Origin of the sequence: Streptomyces sp. HP-A2021 (assembly GCF_022807935.1) — a bacterium.
Classification (GTDB): domain Bacteria; phylum Actinomycetota; class Actinomycetes; order Streptomycetales; family Streptomycetaceae; genus Streptomyces; species Streptomyces afghaniensis.
This window is the reverse complement of record NZ_CP094344.1, coordinates 7,932,760-7,953,930: the sequence shown is the minus strand read 5'-3', so window position 1 is coordinate 7,953,930 and position 21,171 is coordinate 7,932,760. Positions and strand designations below refer to the sequence as shown.

Genomic DNA, 21,171 nt, shown 5'->3' with positions numbered 1-21,171 from the left:
CGCAAACAGCCCGGGTATCACCGGATCGGGCAGCGGACGGTGCGTCAACTGCCGAAGTGAGCGAGGGGTTGTGTGGCTATGACGACGTGCTGGTACGAAGGCCCGCTGGCCGCCTTCGACACGGAGACCACGGGCGTGGACGTCGAGACCGACCGCATCGTGTCGGCCGCCGTCGTCGTCCAGGACGCCCCGGGCATCCGGCCGCGGGTCAGCCGCTGGCTGGTGAACCCGGGCGTGCCGGTGCCCGCCGAGGCGACGGCGGTGCACGGGCTGACGGAGGAACACCTGCAGCGCAACGGCCGGTGGCCGGCGCCGGTGATGTACGAGATAGCGGAGGCGCTGGCCGAACAGGCCCACGTCGGCCGCCCGGTCGTGGTGATGAACGCGCCGTTCGATCTCACCTTGTTCGACCGGGAGTTGCGCCGTCATCGCGCCTCGTCCCTGAGCCGCTGGTTCGAGTCGGCGCCGCTGTGCGTGCTCGACCCGAGGGTCCTGGACAAGCACCTGGACCGCTACCGCAAGGGCCGCCGCACCCTGACGGATCTGTGCGCGCACTACGGCGTCGCCCTGGAGGGCGCGCACGACGCGGCGGCCGACGCCGTGGCGGCGCTGGAGGTCACCCGGGCGGTAGGGCGCCGTTTCGCGTCGCGGCTGGAGCGCCTCGCCCCCGGTGAGCTGCACACGCTGCAGGCGGTGTGGCACGCGGCGCAGGCCCGGGGGCTCCAGGCGTGGTTCGCGCGCAGCGGTGTGGAGGAGTCTGTCGACCCGGCCTGGCCGCTGCGTCCGGAGCTGCCGGCGGCGGCCTGAGCACCTGGCAGGACACCTGCGCGGGGCATGAAAAAACCGGTCCGTCTGTGACGGACCGGCTGTTTCCGGTGGGCGATACTGGGTTCGAACCAGTGACCTCTTCGGTGTGAACGAAGCGCTCTCCCACTGAGCTAATCGCCCGGGAACGCACTGAACAATACAGGTCCCGGCACGTTTCCTTCAAACCGCTTGGAGGTGCCGGGCCAGTCCGCGCGCTCCCGTGCGCATCATCAGCCGGTGATTGGCCCGGAAGGCGGGCCGGCAGGGCACGGCGAGGCGCCGCAGCAGCGGCTTGCGGACGTCGACGATCTGGTCGTACCGCACGAGAGTCCCCGCCCCGTCCGAGGTGACCGTCCAGCGTGCCCAGCCCTCCATGTCGCCGGACAGGGCGATCTCCAGCACGCCGGCCGCGGGGTCACGTCGCACCTCCCGGGCCGTGAAGGTCATGTCGTACGGCAGGACGGAGCGGATCCGGACCACCCCCGAGGTGTCGTCGAGCCGGGTCACCTCCCGGACCTGGCGCCACCACCGGGGGTAGTCCTCGGCGCGCTCCAGCGCCTCGTACACGGGAGCGGGCGGCGCGGGCAGGGTCCACAGAGTGCGGAAACGGTAGTGGTTCCAGTCCATGACGGCAGTCTGCCCACGTGCGGTGCGGGATGTCTGAGTACGCGCCTGAGTACCCGCACTCATGCCGTACGGGGTGACGCCGACCACACTGCCGGTCATGACGCACCTTCCGCCCCCGGCCGAGGAACTGCGGCTCCTCGACGCCGAACTCCGGCAACTGGACGCCCGCCGGGCCCAGTTGCTGACCCGTCGCGCCTGGCTGGTCGCGGCCCTGCAACAGGCACGGCAACAACCGCAGCAGGCCTGGGCTCAGGCGCGGACGCAACCGCCGCCCGTCGCATGGTCCCGCCCGGAGACCGCCGCGCCCAGCGTGCAGAACGTGCTGCTGGTGCTCGGCGGTGTGCTGCTCACGCTCGCGGCGGCGGTGTTCACACTGGTCAGCTGGGGACACATGGGGATCACCGGGCGGGCACTGGTGCTCGGCGCGGTCACGCTGGCCGCGCTCGCCGTGCCCGCGCCGCTGCTGAAGCGAGGGCTGCGGTCGACGGCGGAGTCCGTGGCCGGGCTCGGGCTCGCCCTGACCGTCCTGGACGCGTATGCGCTGCGCGAGGCCGCCCTCACCGGGACGGACGGTGCCGGGTACGCGGCGGCCGCGGCGGCGGTGCTGGCGGTGATCTGGTCGGCGTACGGCCTGCTGCTGCCGGCCATGACCACGCTGCGCCTGCCCCTGCCCTCCGCCCTGGCCGCGGCCCAGTTCCCCCTGCTGCTGTGGGCCCTGGCCACCGATGCGGGTCCGTATGTGATCACTGCCGCGCTGCTGGTGACGGCCGGGCTCGATGCGGTGGCGGCGCTGCGGGTGACGGCCGGGTCCGTGCGGATCGTCGCCGTTGTCGGTGCGTACGCCATGGGTGGCTGGGGCGTCCTGGCCGCGGGCTGGTTGTCGCTGGCGGCTGACGGCCCGGGCGACTCCGCCCGTGCCGGGGGGCTTCTCCTTCTCGCGGCGGTGATCGCGCTGGGTGCGGCCTGGCGGGTCCCGGGTCCGGGCGTACGGCACGCCCTCGGTCTCGCGGCGGCCGCAGGGCTGCTCACCGTGGGTGCGCTCGGCGGGGTGGCTCGCTTCGGAGTACCGACGGAGTGGGTGGTTCCGGTTCATTTGGCCTTCGGTATCGCGCTGTTGGCGGGGCTGCGGGCCGGGGGGCTGTTGCCGGACGCGGTGCGGCACGGGGCCGCCTGGGCCTCCGCGGTCGTACAGGCGCTGTCTCTTCTGTGGGCGCTGCCCGTCGTCGCCCTGGTGGTGATGGGGCCGGCGGGCTGGCTGGGCCGGGTGTGGAGCGGTGCGCCGTCGGACGCCCGGGCGGCGGTCGCCGTCGAGGCCCCCTGGCCGTCGGACGCGGCGGCGGCTCCCGTTGTGCTGCTCGCGGTCGCGGCCGTGCTCGCCTCGGCGGTCCGCGCGGAGCAGTGGCGCCCGCGGGCCCGGCTCGGTGCGCTGGGTCTGCTGTGGGCCGCGGCGCTGCTGCTTCCGGCGATCCTCGCGGTTCCCCACCTCGCGGGGATGTCGGTCCTGGGAGTCATGACGGCGGCCGCCCTGTACCTGGGCCGGACCACGACGTCCGGCGCGCGGGTCACCGCCCTCGTCCTGGCCCTGGTCACGGCCGTCGACCTCACCCTGGTCTCCCTGGCCTCCCAGACCGCGACGCTGGTCGTGCTGTCCGTGCTGACGGCCCTGCCGGCCGCGGCCTCGTGGCGGGTGAGCCTCGCCCCCTTCACGGCTCCGGCCGCCTTCGTGTACGCCGCCGCCCTGGCCTCGGCGACGGGTGCCGCCGCGGACTGGCCGCCGGCCCGGACCGCCCTGCTGGTCCTGGCCGTGCCGGTGGCCGCCGCCCTGCTCGCGCCGCGTCTCGCCGCGTCCCGGGCGACGGTGCCGGTCGAGGCCGTGGGAGCCGCCTCCGGCCTGCTGGCCGTGGGCCTCGCGGTCACCGATCCGCCGCTGCTCGCCCTGGTACTGGCGCTGTGCGGCGTCATCGCCGCAGGCACGGCATTGCGCCCCGACCGCCGCCCCGTCGGCTATGCGGCCACCGCCCTGTTCGTGCTGGCCGCCTGGGTGCGCCTGGCCGCGTGGGAGGTCGGCACACCGGAGGCGTACACGCTTCCGGTGACCGTTCCGGCGCTGCTCGTCGGTGCCCTGCGCAGGCGCCGCGACCCGCAGGCGTCCTCCTGGACGGCGTACGGCGCCGGACTCGCCGCCACGCTCCTGCCGAGCCTCGTCGCGGCCTGGGCCGACCCGCACTGGACGCGGCCGTTGCTGCTGGGCACGGCGGCACTGCTGGTCACGCTGCTGGGTGCCCGGCACCACCTCCAGGCGCCGCTGGTGCTGGGCGGCTCGGTGCTCGCCCTGGTCACGCTGCACGAACTCGCCCCGTACGTCGTACAGGTGACCGGCGCACTCCCCCGCTGGGCGCCTCCCGCCCTCGCCGGACTCCTGCTGCTCGCACTGGGGGCGACGTACGAGCAGCGGATACGGGACGTCCGGCGGGTGCGGGATGTGCTGGGCAGGATGAACTAGCCCTGACGCTCGCGCTGTCGGCGCCTCGGCGGGGCGTACGGGCGTATCGACTGCGGACAAGGCCCGTGATGTCATACGTTTTCCGATTGGCCGCTGGCGGCAGGCGACACGGTCGGGCGGGACGGGGAGGCATCATGACGGACCTGGAGGAATCAGCGGGGCGGGGCAGGGGCGCCGAGGACCGGGGGACGCTGGAGCACCTGCTCTCGGTGGTGGGGGCGGGAGCCGTGGAGTTGCACACGGCCCCGGAGGGACTGCGGACGAGTGTCACCGGCGTCCATGTGCTGGACGCTCTCGAACCCGTGATCAGACCGCGGGAGTTACTGCTCGCGGTCGGCGTCGACCCGCGCTCGGCGCATGCGGTCGACGTGGTGCGCCGGGCCGGTGAGGCGGGTGCGGCGGGTGTGGTGTTCGGCCCGGGGCGGCCGGAACCCGCCGCGCGGGCGTTGCAGACAGCCGCGCAGGAGTGCGGCACGGCGGTGCTCTTCCGTACCGCCTGGTGCACCTGGGCCCAACTCGTGGGGGTGCTGCGGGCGGGGCTGGCCTCGGCGGGCGTTCCCCCGATGGCCGCGACCAGCGGCGTGCGCCTGGGTGATCTGGACTCCCTGGCCGATGCGGTGGCGGCCCTGGTGGGAGGTTCGGTGACCATCGAGGACACGGAGTCGCGGGTGCTGGCTTATTCCTCCACCGAGGAGAACGTGGACGAGATGCGCCGGCTGACCATCCTCGGCCGTCGCGTGCCGCCCTGGCGGGTGGCGGCCATGCGGGAGGCGGGGTTCTTCCAGGCGCTGTGGGGTGCGGGCGACGTGCTGCACCGGCCGGCCCACGGCCAGGACCCGGAGCGCCTGGTCGGCGCCGTACGGGCGGGCGGGGAGGCACTGGGTTCCATCTGGGTGGCGGCGGTCGCCGGCCGCCCGCTGTCGCCGAACGCCTCGGAGACGCTGCGCGCGGCGGCCCGGGCCGCCGCCGCCCATCTGCTGCATCACCGCACCCACAGCTCGGACAGCCGCCTGGTGGAGGACGCGGCCCGGGCGCTGCTGGAGGACCGCGGATCCGTCGAGGTGCTCGCGGAGCGGGCCTCGCTGCCGCCGCGCGAGCCCTGTGCCGTCCTTGCGGTGGGAACCGGGTCCGGCCGCCACGGCGACGACGACCCGTCCGGGCTGTACGGGCTGCTGGCCCTGCACTGCGCGGCTCTGGGCCACCGAGTCGTGGTGGTCCCGGCGGGCGGCAGGATCCTGGTGCTGCTGGGCGGGCTGGAGCGCGACCCGGGGGCGGCCGGCGGCCAGGTGACGCGGCTGGGGGAATCGCTGGCCGAACAGCTTTCGGTGACGATCGGCACGTCGGTGAGGGTGGGGCTCGGCGACGTGGTCCCCGGGCTGGCAGGGGCACCCGAATCACGCCGGTCGGCCGAGCGGACCCTTCAGGCGCTCATCGCGGCCGCCGGGCCACGCACCGTCGCGCGGAGCGAGGACGTCGCGGACACGGTGGGCATCCTTCAGGTCGTCGACGCCCTGCGCGAGGTGGCGCTGCCACCGCGGACCTCGGTGGCCCGGCTGAGGGCGTTCGACGCCGATCACAACGGCAGCTGCCTGGTGGAGACCCTGCGCGCCTACCTCGACCACTTCGGTGACGTGGCCGCCGCTTCGCGCATGCTGGGCGTGCATTCCAACAGCCTGCGCTACCGGCTGCGCCGGATCACGCAGGTGTCGGGGCTGGACCTGGACAGCCCCGACGCCCGGCTGCTCGCCCAGCTCCAGTTGCGTCTGGACGCGGAAGCCGACGGCGCACGCTCCTGAGCGACCGGCACCGAGGTGCGGCCGCGCGTCCCGTGGGCCGCTCGGCCGCTTGGCCGCTTGGCCGCTTGGCCGCTTGGCCGCTTGGCCGCGGCCACCATCGCAGGGCCTCTCCTTCGTCGTACCGCACAACGCCCTCGCATGACACGGGGGTTGTTGCGTTCGGCCGCCGTGGGCGAGGCCCGCGTCTTTGACGACTCGACGATGACGCCGTCCGGGTGCGGACAGCAGCCTGGTACTCCACCCCGGGGCCGTCCCGGGTGCTGCGCGTAACCGGAGGGCTCACCATGACCGGACCGACCCCCGCCGCCGAGCGGCGCGAGCGGATCCTCCAGGAAGCGGTGCGGCAGGGACTGCTGGACGCCGAGCGGTCCCAGCTGGCCGCCTTCGTCGACCTCGACGGCGTCGCCGCGACGGTCGACTCCCTGCACCGCGCCTTCCCCTCTTCGCCGCGCGTGCTGCACGCGTTCGCCGCCAAGGCCAACTGCCTGGTGCCGGTGCTGGCGGAGCTGCGGCGGCTCGGCATGGGCTGCGAGGTGGCCACCGCGGGTGAACTGGCCCGCGCGCTGGCCGCCGGATTCGAGCCCGAGCGCATCGTCTTCGACTCGCCGGCCAAGACGGAGGCCGAACTGCGGCGCGCCCTGGACCTGGGCGTGACCGTCAACGCGGACAACTACCAGGAACTGGCCAGGATCGACCGGGCCCTGGGCGACCGCGTCCCGGTGTCGAGGATCGGGGTGCGAGTCAACTCCCAGCTCGGCGGCGGCAGCATCGCCGCGATGAGCACGGCGACGAGCACCTCCAAGTTCGGCGTCCCCCTGGCGGACCCGGGCAGCCGACGGCGGTTGCTGCGCGCCTACCACGACCACCCGTGGCTGACCTGGGTGCACACGCATGCCGGGTCGCAGGGCTGTCCGCTCGACCTCATGGCCGGCGGGGTCGCGCAGGCGGTGGCGTTCGCCGAGGAGGTCAACGCCTCCCTCGGGCGGCGTCAGGTCGTCGGCATCGACATCGGCGGCGGACTGCCCGTCAACTTCGCCGACGACGAGACCACGCCGACCTTCGACGCGTACGTCCGGCAGCTGCGTGCCCAGGCGCCCGCGCTGTTCTCCGGCGGGTACGAGATCGTCACCGAGTTCGGGCGGTCCGTCCTCGCCAAGAACGGGTTCACCGCCGCGTACGTCGAGTACACGAAGAGCATGGGCGGCCGGCCGATCGCGGTCACGCACGCCGGTGTGCAGGTGGCCACCCGGACCGTGTTCAACCCCGACGCCTGGCCCCTGCGGATCGAGGCGCACGACGGAAGCGGGCGGGCCAAACGGGGCGGACCGGTCCGCCAGGACATCGCGGGCCCCGCCTGCTTCGCCGGGGACCTGCTGGCGCGCGACCGGGCGTTGCCGCTCCTGGAACCCGGCGACCTCATCGCCGTCCCGGACACCGGCGCCTACTACTTCTCGACGCCGTTCCACTACAACAGCCTGCCCGAACCCGCCGTGCACGGGGTCCGGACGAGCGGTGACGGCCGTGTCCGCTTCGAACTCCTGCGTCCCGCGCAGGATCCGTGGGACGTGCCGGTGCCCGTCCTGGGCGGCCACGGCGCGCCTCTGCCGCAACGGGCGCACGAGCCCGCTCACGGCGTCGGGTAAGGAGCACCGAGGTGGCACAGGCCGACCGTCGAGGGCCCGGCCGGGACGGACCGCTCCTCAGTCAGCGCGCCGCGATCGTCTTCCTGCTGGCAGCCCTGGTCGGCATCGGTGCCACTGTTCTGGCGGCGCTGGCGGGCAACGTGTGGCCGGTCGCGGTGAGCGTCGGAGCCGGGGTGGTGGCCCCGGCCGTCCTGTTCTTCAACCAGATCATCGACTAGACGAGCGGATCCCGGGGCCTACGCCACGGGATCCGCTCGTCCGCCCCCGCTACGGCATCTTGTCCCCGAGCAGCGCCAGGTTCTCGATCGCGGCGAGGCCGTACAGCGCGGTGTCGTTGGTGGACACCCAGGCCGCCTCGCTGCCCGGCACCAGGGTGACCGGGCCGCTGAGCTTCTCCGTCTTCCAGGGAGCGGACTCCTTGTAGCCGTCGGAGTTGTAGAACTTGTCCCACGCGCGCTTGGCGAGCTTCTCGTCGCCGGACTGGACGGCGGCGTAGGCGTCGAGGCGCGAGTGGCCCTGGAAGAGGATCAGGGAGCCGAAGTTGCTGCCGTAGCGGGCCGCCTGCTCGGCCTTGGTGGCGTTGAAGTAGCGGCAGTAGTCGAGGTACGCCTCCTTGAACTTCGGCACGTCGACGAGGTCGATGAGCTCGGCGCACAGCTCGTTGAGTCCGAAGACGGCCGACAGGTGCGAGACCTCCACCTTGGGCTGGGCGGCGACGGCGAACTTGCCGGTGTCCAGGTCGTACAGACCGCTGCCCTGGACGAAGCCGTTGGGCTGGGCGGCGATGGTCTCCATCGTGGACAGCACGCGCGCCTTGGCCTTCTCCCACTTGGGGCCCTTGCGCTCCCACTCCGTCAGCCACGCCGAGACCAGGCCGCTCCAGTCGGTGCCGAAGCCGATCGACAGGGCGTGCCGGTCGGGCGTGTACGGCTCGGTGCGGATCTTGCGGAGCGGGTCGAGGGCGAGGAACGTCTCGTCGGAGTCGACGTTGGCGTGCATGAGGTCGCCGACGCGTTCGTCCGCCGTGAGGAAGTAGTAGTAGCGCCGGTACGTGGTGTTGGCGATGCGCTGCTGCTTGGCGCTGTCGGCGAAGTGCTGCACGCCGTGCCGGGTGCCGAGGCCGGCCCACTTGCCCAGGTGGTAGACGTCGACCTCGCCGGTGTGCCGGGTCATGGCCTCGGCGAAGCGGAAGATGTCCGAGCGGCCGCTTCTCAGGTACGCGTACCAGAGCCACAGGTCCGGCGACAGCTCGGAGTTGTCCCAGGCGTAGCCGCCGACGTCGTAGCGCCACTGGTGCCGGACGGTGTCGTAGGTGTGCATGATGTCGCCGTAGTCCCAGAAGCCGTACCACCGGCGCATCTCCACCTGGTCCTTGTAGTAGGTGAAGAGGAAGTCGAGGTGGTCCTCGATCTTCGCCTTGGCGGGGGTGGAGCGGTCGGGCTCGGCGAACAGGCCCTTGCCGAAGACTCCCGCCTTGATGAGCTGCCTGGGCGGGGCGGCGAGCTGCGGGAGGACACGGACGGCCTCGACCTGCCCGGCGAGCTGCTCGGCGCTCGGGGTGGACTCGTTGGCCCAGAAGAGCAGTTCGGAGGTGCGGGCGATGCCGTACGGGGTGCCGAACTCGGGCTCGTAGTCCTCGTAGGTGATGTTGAGGCCCTCGATCTGCTCCGGGAAGGTGTCCTGGCCCATGCCGTCGTGGTAGAAGCGCATGTCCATGGGCTGGGCCTCGGGGGACCAGAGCCAGAGGGTGACCTCGGCCTCGTCGGTGTGGGCGTCCCGGATGTCGAGCTGGGCGGGGAACTTCTCCCAGAAGTCGCGCAGGCCGAAGGAGAATCCGCCGCTCACCCCGCCGACGTACCCGAAGCCGGAGGCGCGCCGACCGCCGCCCGCCGCGATCCAGCCGTGGCCCTTCTTGGTGCGCTTGCGCAGGGTGAAGCCGTCGGCGGACAGCTGGGAGAGGGTGTAGTCGCCCCACTCGGGGATGTACTGCAGCCGGGTGGTGACCCGCTGGTCCCAGGTGGCCGGGTCGGGCAGCTTCTTGCCCTCGTACTGCGCCGCCTGCACGGCCGCGCCCGGGTCGCGGCGCAGGCCGGTGATGCCCTTGACGGCCTCGCGCAGCAGGCCGGTGCCCTCGCCGCCGATGCGGATGTGCCGGTCGTAGGACTCGTCGCGCATCGGCACGGTGAAGCGGACGCCGAGGCCGCGGATGAAGTCGCCGCTCGCCTTGCCGGGCTCCTGCTTCCCGTCGTAGGTGATGGTGTGCACCATGCGGAAGGAGTCGGCGCCCGCGTAGAAGTAGAGCCGGATGGAGAAGGGCAGCCAGCCGCGGCTGCCCTTGCGGTGCTTGCCGTCGATGCGGACGACCGCGCGGACCGGGCCCTCCTGCTCGACGGTGACCTTGTCGACGGCGCCGTCGAAGCGCTCGGTCCTGACCGCGCCCTGGTCCTCGTCCTCGACCTCGGGCTGGCGGATCAGCACGAGCCGGCCGTTCTTCGCGATCTCCGTCGAGCCCCGCCTGACCGACTTGACGATCGTGGAGCCGGACTTGCCGATCCTGGCGGTGATGACCCCGGTGGAGATGTCGATGGTGCCGCCGCTCTTGTCGACCGTGACCTTCTTCTCCGGCGCGGCGGGCGTCCCGGCGGTGAGGGTGAGCTTGCCGTCGCCCGAACCGACCGCGTGGGCGGTCCACTTGAGGGAACCGTCGGGCCAGTAGGCGATCGGCCACGACTGCACGGGTACGGCCTTGCCGTCCGCGTCCGTCAGCGCGAACGTCTGGTCCTTCTGGTAAGCGCCCTTCGGCCAGGGGACGCCGACGGTGGAGCCGGGGGCCGCGCCGAGGGCGCCGTCCTCCAGCCAGTCGAGGGTCACCGGGTCGGCGTCGGCGGGCTCGGCTCTGGGGACGGCCTGCGCGTCCTGCGTCCCCAGGGCCCAGCTGAACTGGGCGGCGGCTCCGGCGACGGCGGCCGCCTTCAGGAGGGACCTGCGGGGGATGGGAGACATGGCGTTGCTGCCTTTCCTCGTCCGTGCGGGAAGCAATTCCGTACGCTGGTCAGGGGCATGACAGAGAGAGGTGCGGCGCCCGGGGCGCCGACCTGGCAGGGGGGCACCGCCGGTCAGCGGCGCCGGTACCGCTCCTCCACGGCTACGGCCGCCGCCGCGACGGCCCCGAGGACGGGGACCGCCAGCGGCGCGGCGAACCAGGCGGACACGACCACCACGGCCAGCCCGCCGATGATCAGGAAGGACCCGGCCGGGTCGAGCACCGTCCGGCGCCAGGCCGCCGCCAGCAGCGTCCGCCAGCGGGCCCCCGGCTCCCAGACCGCCGCCGCCCGCAGCCCGGCCACGACCAGACCGATCAGCGCGCACACGCCGACGGCCCCGACCAGCGGCCCGCCGGGAATCCCCGCACGGACCGCCTGGACGTCCACCCAGACCGCGGCCAGGGCCGCCCACCCCGCGATCCCCGCGAGCCACCCGCCGCGCACGGCCGTACGGAAGTCCGCGACGAACTCCCGCCGGCCACCGCCCTCGTGCGCGGTGCGCCGCCGCAGGTGCCGCGCACCCGCGGCGAACGCGGCGGGGTACGTGACGACCCCCAGCGAGGCCACCGCGATCCACACACCGGTCAGCAGGCACTCGGCGAACACCGCGAACCGCTCGGCGAGCAGCGACTCGCCCCGTGCTTTCACCCGGGTCCCGGCCATGCTCACCTCAGCCCTTCAGACCCGACGTGGCCATGCCGTCGATCAGATAGCGCTGGAAGGCCAGGAAGAAGGCGAGCACCGGCAGCAGCGCGACCAGCGACATGGCGATCATGCCGCCGTAGTTGGCCACGGCGTCCTGGTCCACGAACATCTTCAGGCCGAGCGAGACCGTGTACTTGTCGGGCTCGTTGAGGTAGATCAGCGGGCCCATGAAGTCGTTCCAGGAGTTGATGAACGTGAAGATCGCGCTGGTGATCAGGGCCGGCCGGCACAGCGGCAGCATGATCGACCAGTAGATGCGGAAGTGCCCGCACCCGTCCAGCCGGGCCGCCTCGTCGAGTTCCTTGGGCATGTTGCGCATGAACTGCACCATCAGGAAGACGAAGAACGCCTCCGTGGCCAGGTACTTGCCGAGCAGCAGCGGTGTGTAGGTGTTGATCATCTCCATGTTGCGGAACAGCACGTACTGCGGGATCAGCAGCACGTGGTACGGCAACAGGAGGGTGCCGATCATCAGCGTGAACAGCAGATTGCGGCCCGCGAATTTGATCCTCGCGAAGGCGTACGCCGTCAGCGAGCAGGACGCCAGGATCCCGATCACCGAACCGACGCCGAGGAAGAGCGAGTTGTAGAAGAAGGTGGAGATCGAGATGTCGGCGATGCCGTCGGCGAGGCTGGTGTAGTTGGAGATGATCGGGTCGCCCGGGAAGAGGTCCAGGCTGCCGACGATGTCCTCGCTCTTCTTGAAGGAACCGCCGATGACCCAGATCACCGGGTAGAGGATCACCGCCAGGACCAGCAGGGAGCCGATGTGCCAGGCGAGGGATCCGGGCAGTTTGTGCCGCAGTCCGCCCCCTCGCGTCGAGGGGGCCGGAGTGATGTCGGTGGCCTGCGCGCTCATCGGGCGCCCTCCTCGTAGTGCACCCAGCGCTTCTGGGACCAGAACAGCACCGCCGTCACCAGGGCGACCGCGACGAGCAGCATCCAGGCCATGGCGGAGGCCAGACCCATCCGGCTGTTCTCGAAGCCCTGGACGTAGAGGTAGCAGGTGTAGACCATCGAGCCGTCCGCGGGACCGCAGGCGTTGCTTCCGGCGCCGCCGCCGACGATGTACGCCGAGCTGAAGATCTGGAAGGAGTGGATCGTCTCCAGCAGGACGTTGAAGAAGAGCACCGGGGAGATCATCGGCAGGGTGATGTTCCAGAAACGCCGCAGCTTGCCGGCCCCGTCGACCTCGGCCGCCTCGTACAGCTCGCGCGGGACCTGCTTGAGGCCGGCCAGGAAGATGACCATGGGGGCGCCGAACTGCCAGACGGTGAGCGCCACCAGGCTGTAGATGATCATGTCGGGGTCGCCGGTCCAGCCGCCGACGTCGATCCCGAAGATCTTCTGCGTACGGTCCACGATCGCGTCGTCCGAGAAGATCGCCTTCCAGACGATCGCGACAGAGACGCTCGCGCCGATCAGCGACGGCGCGTAGAAGGCGGCCCGGTAGAAGGCCTGTCCGCGCCGCTTCTGCGCGAGGAGCAGGGCCACACCGAGGGCCGCGAGCAGCTTGAGCGGCGTTCCGACGACGACGTACCAGAGCGTCACCTGCACCGAGTGGCGCCAGCGGGGGTCGCCGAACATCTCGGAGAAGTTGTCGAGGCCGATCCACTTGGGGGCGTCGAACAGGTTGTAGTCGGTGAACGCGAAGTAGAGCGAGGCGACCATCGGGCCCGCGGTGAGCAGCAGGAACCCGGCGATCCAGGGAGACATGAAGAGATAGCCGGCCAGGTTCTCCCGGCGCCGCCGCCGCTTGAGGGCGGCGGGGCGCACGGGCTTCACCGGACCGTGCCGCGGCTCGGAGTCCTGGGACAGGCCCTCCATCGCAGGGGCGTGTGTCACGGTGGTTCCCATCAGCTGCCGAGAGCCGTCTTCGACTCGGTGAAGAACTGCTTGACGGCGTCGTCCACCGACCGCTTGCCCAGGGCCATCTCCTCGGAGATACGCAGGAACGCGGCCTCGCAGATGTCGGCGCCCTCGGGGTGCGGGGTGATGGGCTCCAGGACGCCCGCCTCGACGAGGGACTGCTCGTACGCGGCGATGGCCTTGTTGACCGGGTCGGTCGGCTTGTACGCGTCGAACTGGGCCTGCGTCGCGGGCACGCCCCGGTCGTAGCCCATGATCTTGGCGACCTCGGGGTCGTGCACCATGAAGTCGATGAACTGGGCGACCTCCTTGGGGTGCTGGGTGCGCTTGGAGGCGCTCAGCATGAGGGAGCCGAGGTACTGGCCGGTCTTCTTGCCGTCCGTCGTCGGGATGGGTGCCAGGCCGTACTCGCTCTTGCCCTCGGAGGTGTAGCGGACGGTGAAGTTGTCCCAGGTGAACTCACCAGCGGCGATTCCGTCGGAGACCGCCGACTTGGGCTTGATCTGCGCGACCTTCTTGGGGTCGGCGTAGACGCCCTCCTCGACGCCCTTCTTGGCCTTCGTCCACCACTCCGTCAGATCGGCCTCGGTGAAACCGAGTCCGTCCTCGGTGAAGAACGCCTTGCCCTGCTGGCGCAGGTAGGGGTCGTAGAGGTACATGACGCCGTACATGCCGCTGTCGCCGGCGCGGCCCGTCTTGTCGCGGATCTTCTTCATCGCCGCGTCGAAGTCGTCCCAGGTCCAGCCCTGCTCCGGCTTCACGCCGGCCCGGGTGAAGACGGGCTTGTCGATGACGAGGGCCATCGAGTTGGAACCGACCGGAACTCCGAGGAGCTTGCCGTCGATCTCGCCGAACTTCTCGAGTCCGGCGCGGAATCCGTCCATCCGGAGGTTGCCGGCCTTGACCTGCTCGCTGAGATCGAGCAGCACGTTCTTCGCGTCGTATTTGCGCAGGAACCCGATGGCATTCTGGAACACGTCCGGCGGATTTCCCCCGGAGGCCTGGGTGTTGAACTTCTTCCAGAAGTCGAGATAAGGCTGGAAGTCCGTTTTCACCTTGATCTTCGGGTACTTCTTCTCGAAGAGCGCGATGGTCTTGTTGATGCGCTCGGCGCGGTCCTCCGCACCCCACCACGCGTAACGGATCGTCACCGTCCCGTCCGCGGAGGTCCCTCCGTCGCCACCGCAGCCGGTCGTCGCGGCCAGCCCCAGCGTGGCCGCCGTGGCCCCGGCCGCCTTCAGAATCGTACGTCTCTCAACATTCCTGCCGTTCACCACGGTTGGCCCTCCCCGCACATCGTCCCGCTCGCATGAATCGTTTCAAGTAAGCGCTTGCTGGCACAAGTTACGGAGGGGCTGAGGGTGCGTCAATGATTCGGACAAGAATTTCTTACCGAGCGGGCCGGCGGCGAGGCCGGACGCGGGGGCGCTACGCCGGGGCTGCCGGGGTGATGTCACTGGTGGGGCCGGTGTGGTCGGCGGGCCGAACGGGTCGGGACCGCCCACACGGCTTTCGGGAGCGACCGAAAGACGACGCCGGGGCGGGTGGCGCGGGACCGGACGGAAGGTGACCGGTTTCCGTCCTCGAGGAGCCGCCGGCCGGACGTCCGACACCCCGGAACGGGAGACACCCGCGCGCGGCGGCCCAGGCACCGAACGACGGCGGCCCACCTGCGCAGTCGCAGGTGGGCCGCCGATCCGGGTGGGCGATACTGGGTTCGAACCAGTGACCTCTTCGGTGTGAACGAAGCGCTCTCCCACTGAGCTAATCGCCCGGACGCAGGAAGAACATTACCCCATGTCAGGGGGTGCCTGTGACCAGGAGACGGCCGGCAACGGCACCCCCGCCGCTGCTCACTGGTCCTTGATCTTCCACGGCATGACGATGCCGAACTTCCACACGTAGATACCGACCAGTACGGCCACGATCACCAGGCCGATGGTCGTCAGGATGATGTTCCGCCGCCGCACCCTGGGATCGAGGGCGCGCTGGGCGGCCTCCGTGACCTTCCGCTTGGTCCAGCGGAGCACCAGCTGAGCCCATACGAACTCGGTCGCCCAGATCGCCATGCCGCCGAAGATCACGACCCAGCCCGGCCCCGGCAGGGGCAGCATGATGATGCCCGCCACGACGACCGCGAGCCCGATGATGAAGATGCCGACCTGCCAGCTCACATGCAGCAGACGGCGCGCTTTGACGAATTCCGGTGCCCGCGAGCCGAGCGCCCGCTCCTGCTCGCTGCGCACCTCGTCCGTCCCCGTCTCGTCCGACGCCACAGCCACCTCGCCCGGCTCGTCACTCCCCGTATTCATAGGCCCAAACACTACCGGAGCGAAACCAGTCACCGGAATGGACGCACGGCGCGAACGATCTCTCGGCCGGAAGAGTTACGTAAAGGCACGCAAAACACTCAGAGGGGTTTACAACGGCACCGTAGGTGGCATGTCGATTTCGCCGACGTGCGAATCCCCGAGCGCACACTGAGCGAAAGGCCCTGGCGCTTATGAACACCACGGTCAGCTGCGAGCTGCACCTGCGCCTCGTTGTGTCGAGCGAGTCCTCCCTGCCTGTGCCCGCAGGCCTGCGGTACGACACGGCCGACCCCTACGCCGTGCACGCCACCTTCCACACCGGAGCCGAGGAAACCGTCGAGTGGGTGTTCGCCCGCGACCTCCTCGCCGAGGGACTTCACCGCCCTACGGGCACCGGTGACGTCCGCGTCTGGCCGTCGCGCAGTCACGGCCAGGGCGTCGTGTGCATCGCCCTGAGCTCACCGGAGGGCGAGGCGCTGCTCGAGGCCCCGGCACGGGCCCTGGAGTCCTTCCTGAAGCGGACCGACGCCGCCGTGCCGCCCGGCACGGAGCACCGGCACTTCGACCTCGATCAGGAGCTCTCGCACATCCTGGCGGAAAGCTAGGTCGAGGCGCTCACAAAGCAGCCCGGTGCCGTCGACTCGGGGAGACGGCTCGGGCCTGGACAACCGCATATGGGATACACCGGCGCCGGCACCGCGGATCTCGCGGGGCGGCGCCGGCTCGCGTGGGCAGCCGTTTCGGATCGGGTGTGCCGCGGGTCGGTTCGCGCGTGCCGCCGGGCGGGAACCACGGCCTGCCCGGCGTCGTTGTATTCGAAGCCATGTGCGGGCATCAGGGCGGTCCGGCGGTGGTGGAGCCGTTACCATCGGCCAGCATCGGCGGGCGCCTGCCCGACCCCCAGGCCAGGGAGCGAATCGTGCTGATCACCCACGACACCCGGTGCGCCCTCGACACCGTGGTCGATCTGGTGAACACCGCACCGGAGGACGACACGGCACCGGACGGGCTGCCGGACGTGGCGACCCTCGCGGACTTCGTACGAAACCACAAGATCAGCGATGTGGGAGTGCTCTCGGAGTTCGACCTCTCGGCGGTGCGGAAGATCCGCGGGCGGTTCGCCGCCGTCTTCGCCGCTCCCGACGCCCGGACCGCCGCCGGCCAGATCAACGAGCTGGTCGCCGCCGCCGGCACCACACCCCGGCTCACGGACCACGACGGCTACGACTGGCACGTGCACTACTTCGCACCCGGTGCCTCCATCGCCGACCACCTGGCCGCCGACTGCGGGATGGCCCTGGCCTTCTTCGTGGTCGCCGGGGAGCAGGAGCGGCTGCGGCGGTGCGAGGCGCCCGACTGCCGGAGGGCCTTCGTCGACCTGTCCCGCAACCGCTCGCGGCGCTACTGCGACAGCCGGACCTGCGGTAACCGCCTGCATGTGGCCGCGTACCGGGCGCGACGCAAGGAAGCGGCGGGCTGACCGCCACCGCGGGGCGAGTGGCGGTGGACGGTCGATGCCGACGCGGTCCCGGCGGGTGGCGCCGGGTACCGCGGGTACGGCTCACAGCAACAGCAGATCGTGCAACGAGGCCATGAGCAGCAGACTCCCGATCACCGCAAGGAAGATCATGAGCGGTGGCTGGGATAGGGCGAAGAGGCAACCACGTGGCTCGTCCTGCCGGGGACGTGGCTCGTCCTGCGGCGGCGCGGGGTCGCTCTGTTCCGTCGTGTCCAGCATCTCGCGGCGATGATGACGCAGTCGCCCGGCCGGACGCGATCAGCGGCCTCGTTCCGTGCGGGTGTGCGCCGATTCCGCGAGGTCCGGTTCAGGTTGTGATCACTTCCGCGCGCCCGGCGACTCACTGTGACGATTCGACCGGCGCGCGGCCGTCATATGCCGTGCTTCTTGAGGATGGCCTCGATGTCGCTGAAGTCGTCGTCGCCCCGTGTCGGCGCGGCGGGCCGGGTGGCCGGGCGGGCCCCCTGGCCCAGGGAGGGCGCCGAGGCCGCCGGAGCCACCGCCTCCGGCCCGGCGGCCGCGCGGGCCGCCTTGCGCTCTTTGCGGGTGCCACCGCGGCGGCGCTCCACGACACGCGTGGTCATGAACAGCACCCACGCGACAGCGAGCACCCCGAAGCCCGCCCAGGCGGTCAGGCTCAGCGCGGTGTCGGCCAGCCACTCGACGACGCCCGTCATCACCAGGCCGATCGGCACCAGCGAGTACGCCGCGATACGGGTCGCCGCGAGGAAACGCTTGCGGTACGCCGTGACGGCTGCGATGCCCAGGCCTGCCGCGGACACGGCGGAGCAGACGGTCTCGGCAATCATCCGGTCCTCCAGGCGTGGCGCGGTCGGGCAGGGGCACTTCGTCCCTTCCATCCTGCACCCGCCCTACCCCGGGCGGCCATGCCCCGGCCCGACATCAGGGAGATCTCCGGGTCGCCTCCTCCACAAGTGCCGGTGCGGGTGTACGGCCTGGGAGACTGTCGGTATGAGCGACTCCTCCCCTGCCCCTGCCGCCACCCCCGTCCTCGAGGTCTGGTGCGACCTCCAGTGCCCGGACTGCCGCACCGCGCTGGACGACCTCCGTGCCCTGCGCGCCCGCTACGGCAACCGTCTGGAGCTGCGGCTGCGGCACTTCCCCCTGGAGAAGAACAAGCACGCTTTCGCCGCCGCCCAGGCCGCGGAGGAGGCGTGGGAGCAGGGCCGGGGATGGGAGTACGCCGAGGCGCTCCTGGGGCGGGTCGAGGAACTGGGCCGTAAGGGAGAACCCTTCCTGGTCGAGGTGGCACGCGAACTGGACCTGGACGCGGAGGAGTTCGACACGGCCCTGGTCGACGGCCGGCACATCCTGATCGTGGACGCCGACCAGGCCGAGGGCAAGGCGATCGGCGTGACCGGCACCCCGACGTACGTCATCGGCGGTGAGCGGCTCGACGGTGGCAAGAGCCAGGAGGGGCTGCGCGAGCGGATCGAGCAGATCACGGACCGGCTGCTGGCCGGGCCGGAGCAGGAGCAGGAGGGCTGATCCGACGGCCCCGGCCCTCGGCCCGGTTCCTGGCCCCCCCGCTGGGCCGCAGGACCGCTGAGGCTAGAACAGCGGCTTGTACATCGCGTACAGGTTCGTCTCGTAGCCGAGCGACGCGTAGAGCCGTTCGGCCGGGGTGTTGCCTGCGAAGACGTTGAGGCCGATGGTGCGCCTGCCCTCGACGACCGTCTGGGCCTCGGCCAGCAGCATGAGGGTGCGGCCGTGTCCCTTGCCGCGGTGGGCGGCGTGGGTCTCGACGTCGAAGACGAAGGAGCTGTCCGCGCGCAGCGCGAGCCACAGCACGCCCACCGCCGTCCCCCCGTGTTCCAGGACGCTGATGAGCGTGCCGGAGGTGGCGAGGCCGTCGGGCAGCAGGGTGGCGTGGTCCCGCTCCGACTTGGCGCGGGCCTCGGCCTCCGGGACGCCCCGCTCGATCCAGCTCTGCGCGTAGTCCTGCTTGCCCTTCTCCAGCCAGGGGCCGAACTCCGCCTCGGTCATGGGCCGGGCGCGGCTGCCCTCCGGCAGCTCCGGTGGGGTGTCGCCGAGCGGCTTCTCCATACCGCGGTTGCGGACGACGTAGCCGAGGGCGGTGGCGAGCCGGAACGCCGCCTCGGAGCCGGCGGGCACGGTCGCCTCGATACGGCGGCACCCCCAGCCGCGCGCCACCTCCTCGGCGGCCAGCGCGGCCACCGTGCCCCGGCCGCGCCTGCGGTCCGGTTCCTCGATGCGCAGCTTCATGATCCGGGCCACGGCGTCGCCGAACACGGGATGCGTGCCGAGGTGTATCGCCCCTACGGGACGGCTGTTCACGCACACCTGGTAGCGGCGTGAGCGCGTCCCGTCGGCGTTCTGCTGAAGCGGCTCGGTCGGCCGCAGGGTCGTGGTCATCAGGGGTGTTCTACCCGCAACCACGGCCCTGGTCAGCCGAATATGCGGGACCTGTCAGGGGTCGAGGTCGTCCCCGGAGCGCTCTTCGAAGATCCGCATGGCCTTGGCGGTCACCGGGCCGGGCGCGCCGGGCAGCTCACGGTCGTCGACCCGGTGCACGGCCTGCACGTCCCGCAGGGTGGACGTCAAGAAGACCTCGTCGGCCCGCTCCAGCACGTCCAGCGGCAGGTCGGTCTCCCTGGCGCCGGTCCATTCGATCGCCAGCGCGCGCGTGATGCCCGCGAGGCAGCCCGAGGCGAGGGGCGGAGTGTGGATCTCGCCGTCGAGGACGACGAAGACGTTGGACCCCGTGCCCTCGCAGAGCCGTCCCACCGTGTTGCCGAACAGGGCCTCGGAGGCGCCCTGTTCGCGGGCGCGGGCGAGGGCGACGACGTTCTCGGCGTACGAGGTGGTCTTCAGGCCGGTGAGTGCGCCGCGCTCGTTGCGCGTCCAGGGGACCGTGATCACGGCGGTGGAGTCGGCGCGGCGGGTCGTCTCTCCGAGGGCGACGACGAGGGTCGGGCCGTGCTCGCCACGGTCGGAGCCGAGCGGGCCGTGGCCACCGGTGCAGGTGATGCGCAGGCGGCCGAGCGGCATGGGGTTGGCCTCCAGGACGGCGGCACAGGCGCGGCGCACCTCGTCGTGGTCCGGGTCGGGCAGTCCGAGGCCGCGCGCCGACCGGGTCAGCCGGTCCAGGTGCCGCGTGAGCGCGAACGGCCGGCCGTCCACGGCCTTCACCGTCTCGAAGATGCCGTCGCCCACGGTCAGCCCGTGGTCGAAGACGGAGACGCGGGCGGACTCGATGTCCTGCAAGCCGCCGTCGAGCCAGATCTTCACGTCAGGTCCTCTCCACTCACCTCATACGCTCCCGACGCTATCGCGAGCAGCCGGGCCGCCTTCAGCTCGGTCTCCCGCCACTCCCCCTCGGGATCCGAGCCCCAGGTGATGCCGGCGCCGGTGCCGAAGCGCAGCATGCCGTGGGTCCGGTCGATCCAGAAGGTACGGATGCCGACGGCCAGCTCACCGGTCTGCCGGTCGGCGTCGACCCATCCGATCCCTCCGCAGTACGGCCCTCTCGGCGCCGTCTCCAGTGCGTCGATGATCCGCAGCGCGCTCGACTTGGGCGCGCCGGTGACCGAGCCGGGCGGGAAGGCGGCGGCGAGCAGCTCGGCCCAGCCGGCCCCCTCCCCCAGCTCACCGCGGACCGTCGAGACGAGATGGACCAGCCCCGGGTGTTTCTCGACGGCACACAGTTCGGGCACCGTCACGCTGCCGGTGGCGCAGACCCGCCCGATGTCGTTGCGGACCAGGTCCACGATCATCACGTTCTCGGCGTAGTCCTTCTCCAGCAGGTCCGCCTCGGTACGGCCGGTGCCCTTGATCGGCCCCGAGGAGACGACGCGTCCCTCGCGCCGCAGGAACAGCTCGGGGGACGCGGTGGCGATCTCCACACCGTGACCGGGCAGGCGGATCGTTCCTGCATACGGTGCCGGGTTGCCTCGGGCCAGCAGCGCGGTGAGGGCGTCCACGTCGGCGACGGGCGCGACGGGCGCGGACAGCACCCGGCACAGGTTCGCCTGGTAGACCTCGCCGGCCGCGATGTGCTCGCGGATCCGCCGCACCGCCGCCGTGTACGCGGCGCGGTCGAGCGACGACGTCCAGTCACATGCTGCCGGTCCCCGCCATGCGCCAGGCACCGGGGCGGGCACGGCCGCGTGCCTCACGTCCCGGAAGCGTGCGCAGGTCAGACGGCCCTCGAAGTCGGCGCAGACGGCCCAGAAGCCGCTGGACTCCAGGGCTTCGGGATCGTCGGTGACATCGAGGAGCCCGGTGGCGACACGGTCACCGAAACGGGCGAGGGGCGGGAGGTCGAGCACGCAGTCGAGTCTATGGGGGCGTCCTGCGGTGAC

At 71.5% G+C, this 21,171-nt stretch carries 20 protein-coding genes and 2 tRNA genes; 8 read left to right on the top strand and 14 right to left on the bottom strand.

The window, feature by feature from the left end; genetic code table 11:
- The first annotated feature begins 78 nt into the window (after positions 1–78).
- A complete protein-coding gene (locus MQE23_RS35990; RefSeq protein WP_020272492.1) occupies positions 79–807 on the top strand; it encodes a 3'-5' exonuclease in 729 nt (242 codons plus the stop codon).
- Positions 808–876: 69 nt separating this feature from the next.
- On the opposite strand, the gene MQE23_RS35985 is transcribed toward MQE23_RS35990, so the two are convergent.
- A tRNA-Val gene (locus MQE23_RS35985) sits at positions 877–948 on the bottom strand.
- Between the two features lie 39 nt (positions 949–987).
- Entirely contained in the window at positions 988–1,434 is a 447-nt protein-coding gene (locus MQE23_RS35980) for an SRPBCC family protein (RefSeq protein ID WP_020272491.1), read from the bottom strand.
- A 61-nt stretch (positions 1,435–1,495) separates the two neighbouring features.
- Between MQE23_RS35980 and MQE23_RS35975 the strand changes: the two genes are divergently transcribed.
- From MQE23_RS35975 to MQE23_RS35960, 4 genes are all read left to right on the top strand, one after another.
- Positions 1,496–3,937, top strand: coding sequence for a hypothetical protein (locus MQE23_RS35975; protein WP_243381312.1), 2,442 nt, complete (start codon positions 1,496–1,498; stop codon positions 3,935–3,937).
- A 134-nt stretch (positions 3,938–4,071) separates the two neighbouring features.
- A complete protein-coding gene (locus MQE23_RS35970) occupies positions 4,072–5,733 on the top strand; it encodes a helix-turn-helix domain-containing protein (protein WP_020272489.1) in 1,662 nt (553 codons plus the stop codon).
- A 284-nt stretch (positions 5,734–6,017) separates the two neighbouring features.
- A complete protein-coding gene (locus MQE23_RS35965) occupies positions 6,018–7,376 on the top strand; it encodes a diaminopimelate decarboxylase (protein ID WP_020272488.1) in 1,359 nt (452 codons plus the stop codon).
- Between the two features lie 11 nt (positions 7,377–7,387).
- On the top strand, positions 7,388–7,594 hold the full coding sequence (locus MQE23_RS35960) for a hypothetical protein (protein ID WP_020272487.1): 207 nt from the start codon (positions 7,388–7,390) through the stop codon (positions 7,592–7,594).
- Positions 7,595–7,643: 49 nt separating this feature from the next.
- Here the strand turns inward: MQE23_RS35960 and MQE23_RS35955 are convergent, their stop codons facing one another.
- From MQE23_RS35955 to MQE23_RS35925, 7 genes are all read right to left on the bottom strand, one after another.
- Positions 7,644–10,379: a hypothetical protein gene (locus MQE23_RS35955; protein ID WP_020272486.1), complete on the bottom strand. Its 2,736-nt coding sequence runs from the start codon at positions 10,377–10,379 to the stop codon at positions 7,644–7,646.
- Between the two features lie 113 nt (positions 10,380–10,492).
- Complete coding sequence (locus MQE23_RS35950) at positions 10,493–11,083, bottom strand: hypothetical protein (protein WP_020272485.1); 591 nt, start codon at positions 11,081–11,083, stop codon at positions 10,493–10,495.
- A 7-nt stretch (positions 11,084–11,090) separates the two neighbouring features.
- On the bottom strand, positions 11,091–11,984 hold the full coding sequence (locus MQE23_RS35945) for a carbohydrate ABC transporter permease (RefSeq protein WP_020272484.1): 894 nt from the start codon (positions 11,982–11,984) through the stop codon (positions 11,091–11,093).
- Positions 11,981–12,982: a sugar ABC transporter permease gene (locus tag MQE23_RS35940; RefSeq protein ID WP_037669026.1), complete on the bottom strand. Its 1,002-nt coding sequence runs from the start codon at positions 12,980–12,982 to the stop codon at positions 11,981–11,983. The genes MQE23_RS35945 and MQE23_RS35940 overlap by 4 nt, the downstream gene beginning before the upstream one ends.
- A complete protein-coding gene (locus tag MQE23_RS35935; protein WP_020272482.1) occupies positions 12,982–14,271 on the bottom strand; it encodes an extracellular solute-binding protein in 1,290 nt (429 codons plus the stop codon). The genes MQE23_RS35940 and MQE23_RS35935 overlap by 1 nt, the downstream gene beginning before the upstream one ends.
- Positions 14,272–14,696: 425 nt before the next feature.
- Positions 14,697–14,768: transfer RNA gene (locus MQE23_RS35930), tRNA-Val, on the bottom strand.
- Positions 14,769–14,847: 79 nt separating this feature from the next.
- Positions 14,848–15,306: a TIGR02611 family protein gene (locus MQE23_RS35925; protein ID WP_020272481.1), complete on the bottom strand. Its 459-nt coding sequence runs from the start codon at positions 15,304–15,306 to the stop codon at positions 14,848–14,850.
- Positions 15,307–15,497: 191 nt separating this feature from the next.
- Here MQE23_RS35925 and MQE23_RS35920 point away from each other — a divergent pair, with 191 nt between their 5' ends.
- Both MQE23_RS35920 and MQE23_RS35915 read left to right on the top strand, forming a co-directional pair.
- Positions 15,498–15,911, top strand: coding sequence for an SsgA family sporulation/cell division regulator (locus MQE23_RS35920; RefSeq protein ID WP_004002642.1), 414 nt, complete (start codon positions 15,498–15,500; stop codon positions 15,909–15,911).
- Between the two features lie 314 nt (positions 15,912–16,225).
- Entirely contained in the window at positions 16,226–16,786 is a 561-nt protein-coding gene (locus MQE23_RS35915) for a CGNR zinc finger domain-containing protein (protein WP_020272480.1), read from the top strand.
- Between the two features lie 81 nt (positions 16,787–16,867).
- Here MQE23_RS35915 and MQE23_RS35910 read toward each other — a convergent pair whose 3' ends face one another.
- Positions 16,868–17,044, bottom strand: a complete 177-nt coding sequence (locus tag MQE23_RS35910) for a hypothetical protein (RefSeq protein ID WP_020272479.1) — start codon at positions 17,042–17,044, stop codon at positions 16,868–16,870.
- Between the two features lie 152 nt (positions 17,045–17,196).
- Positions 17,197–17,634 (bottom strand): hypothetical protein, encoded by a 438-nt coding sequence (locus MQE23_RS35905; RefSeq protein WP_243381310.1) that lies wholly within the window; start codon positions 17,632–17,634, stop codon positions 17,197–17,199.
- 163 nt (positions 17,635–17,797) lie between these two features.
- Between MQE23_RS35905 and MQE23_RS35900 the strand changes: the two genes are divergently transcribed.
- A complete protein-coding gene (locus MQE23_RS35900; RefSeq protein WP_020272477.1) occupies positions 17,798–18,334 on the top strand; it encodes a DsbA family protein in 537 nt (178 codons plus the stop codon).
- A 63-nt stretch (positions 18,335–18,397) separates the two neighbouring features.
- Here the strand turns inward: MQE23_RS35900 and MQE23_RS35895 are convergent, their stop codons facing one another.
- From MQE23_RS35895 to MQE23_RS35885, 3 genes are read right to left on the bottom strand one after another with little or no spacing between them, the layout of a single operon-like run.
- Positions 18,398–19,222 (bottom strand): GNAT family N-acetyltransferase, encoded by an 825-nt coding sequence (locus MQE23_RS35895; protein WP_243381308.1) that lies wholly within the window; start codon positions 19,220–19,222, stop codon positions 18,398–18,400.
- 54 nt (positions 19,223–19,276) lie between these two features.
- Positions 19,277–20,098 (bottom strand): aminodeoxychorismate lyase, encoded by an 822-nt coding sequence (locus tag MQE23_RS35890; RefSeq protein WP_020272475.1) that lies wholly within the window; start codon positions 20,096–20,098, stop codon positions 19,277–19,279.
- Positions 20,095–21,138 carry a chorismate-binding protein gene (locus MQE23_RS35885; protein ID WP_020272474.1) on the bottom strand — a complete coding sequence of 348 codons (1,044 nt, stop codon included), beginning with the start codon at positions 21,136–21,138 and terminating at the stop codon, positions 20,095–20,097. The genes MQE23_RS35890 and MQE23_RS35885 overlap by 4 nt, the downstream gene beginning before the upstream one ends.
- Positions 21,139–21,171 lie beyond the last annotated feature (33 nt).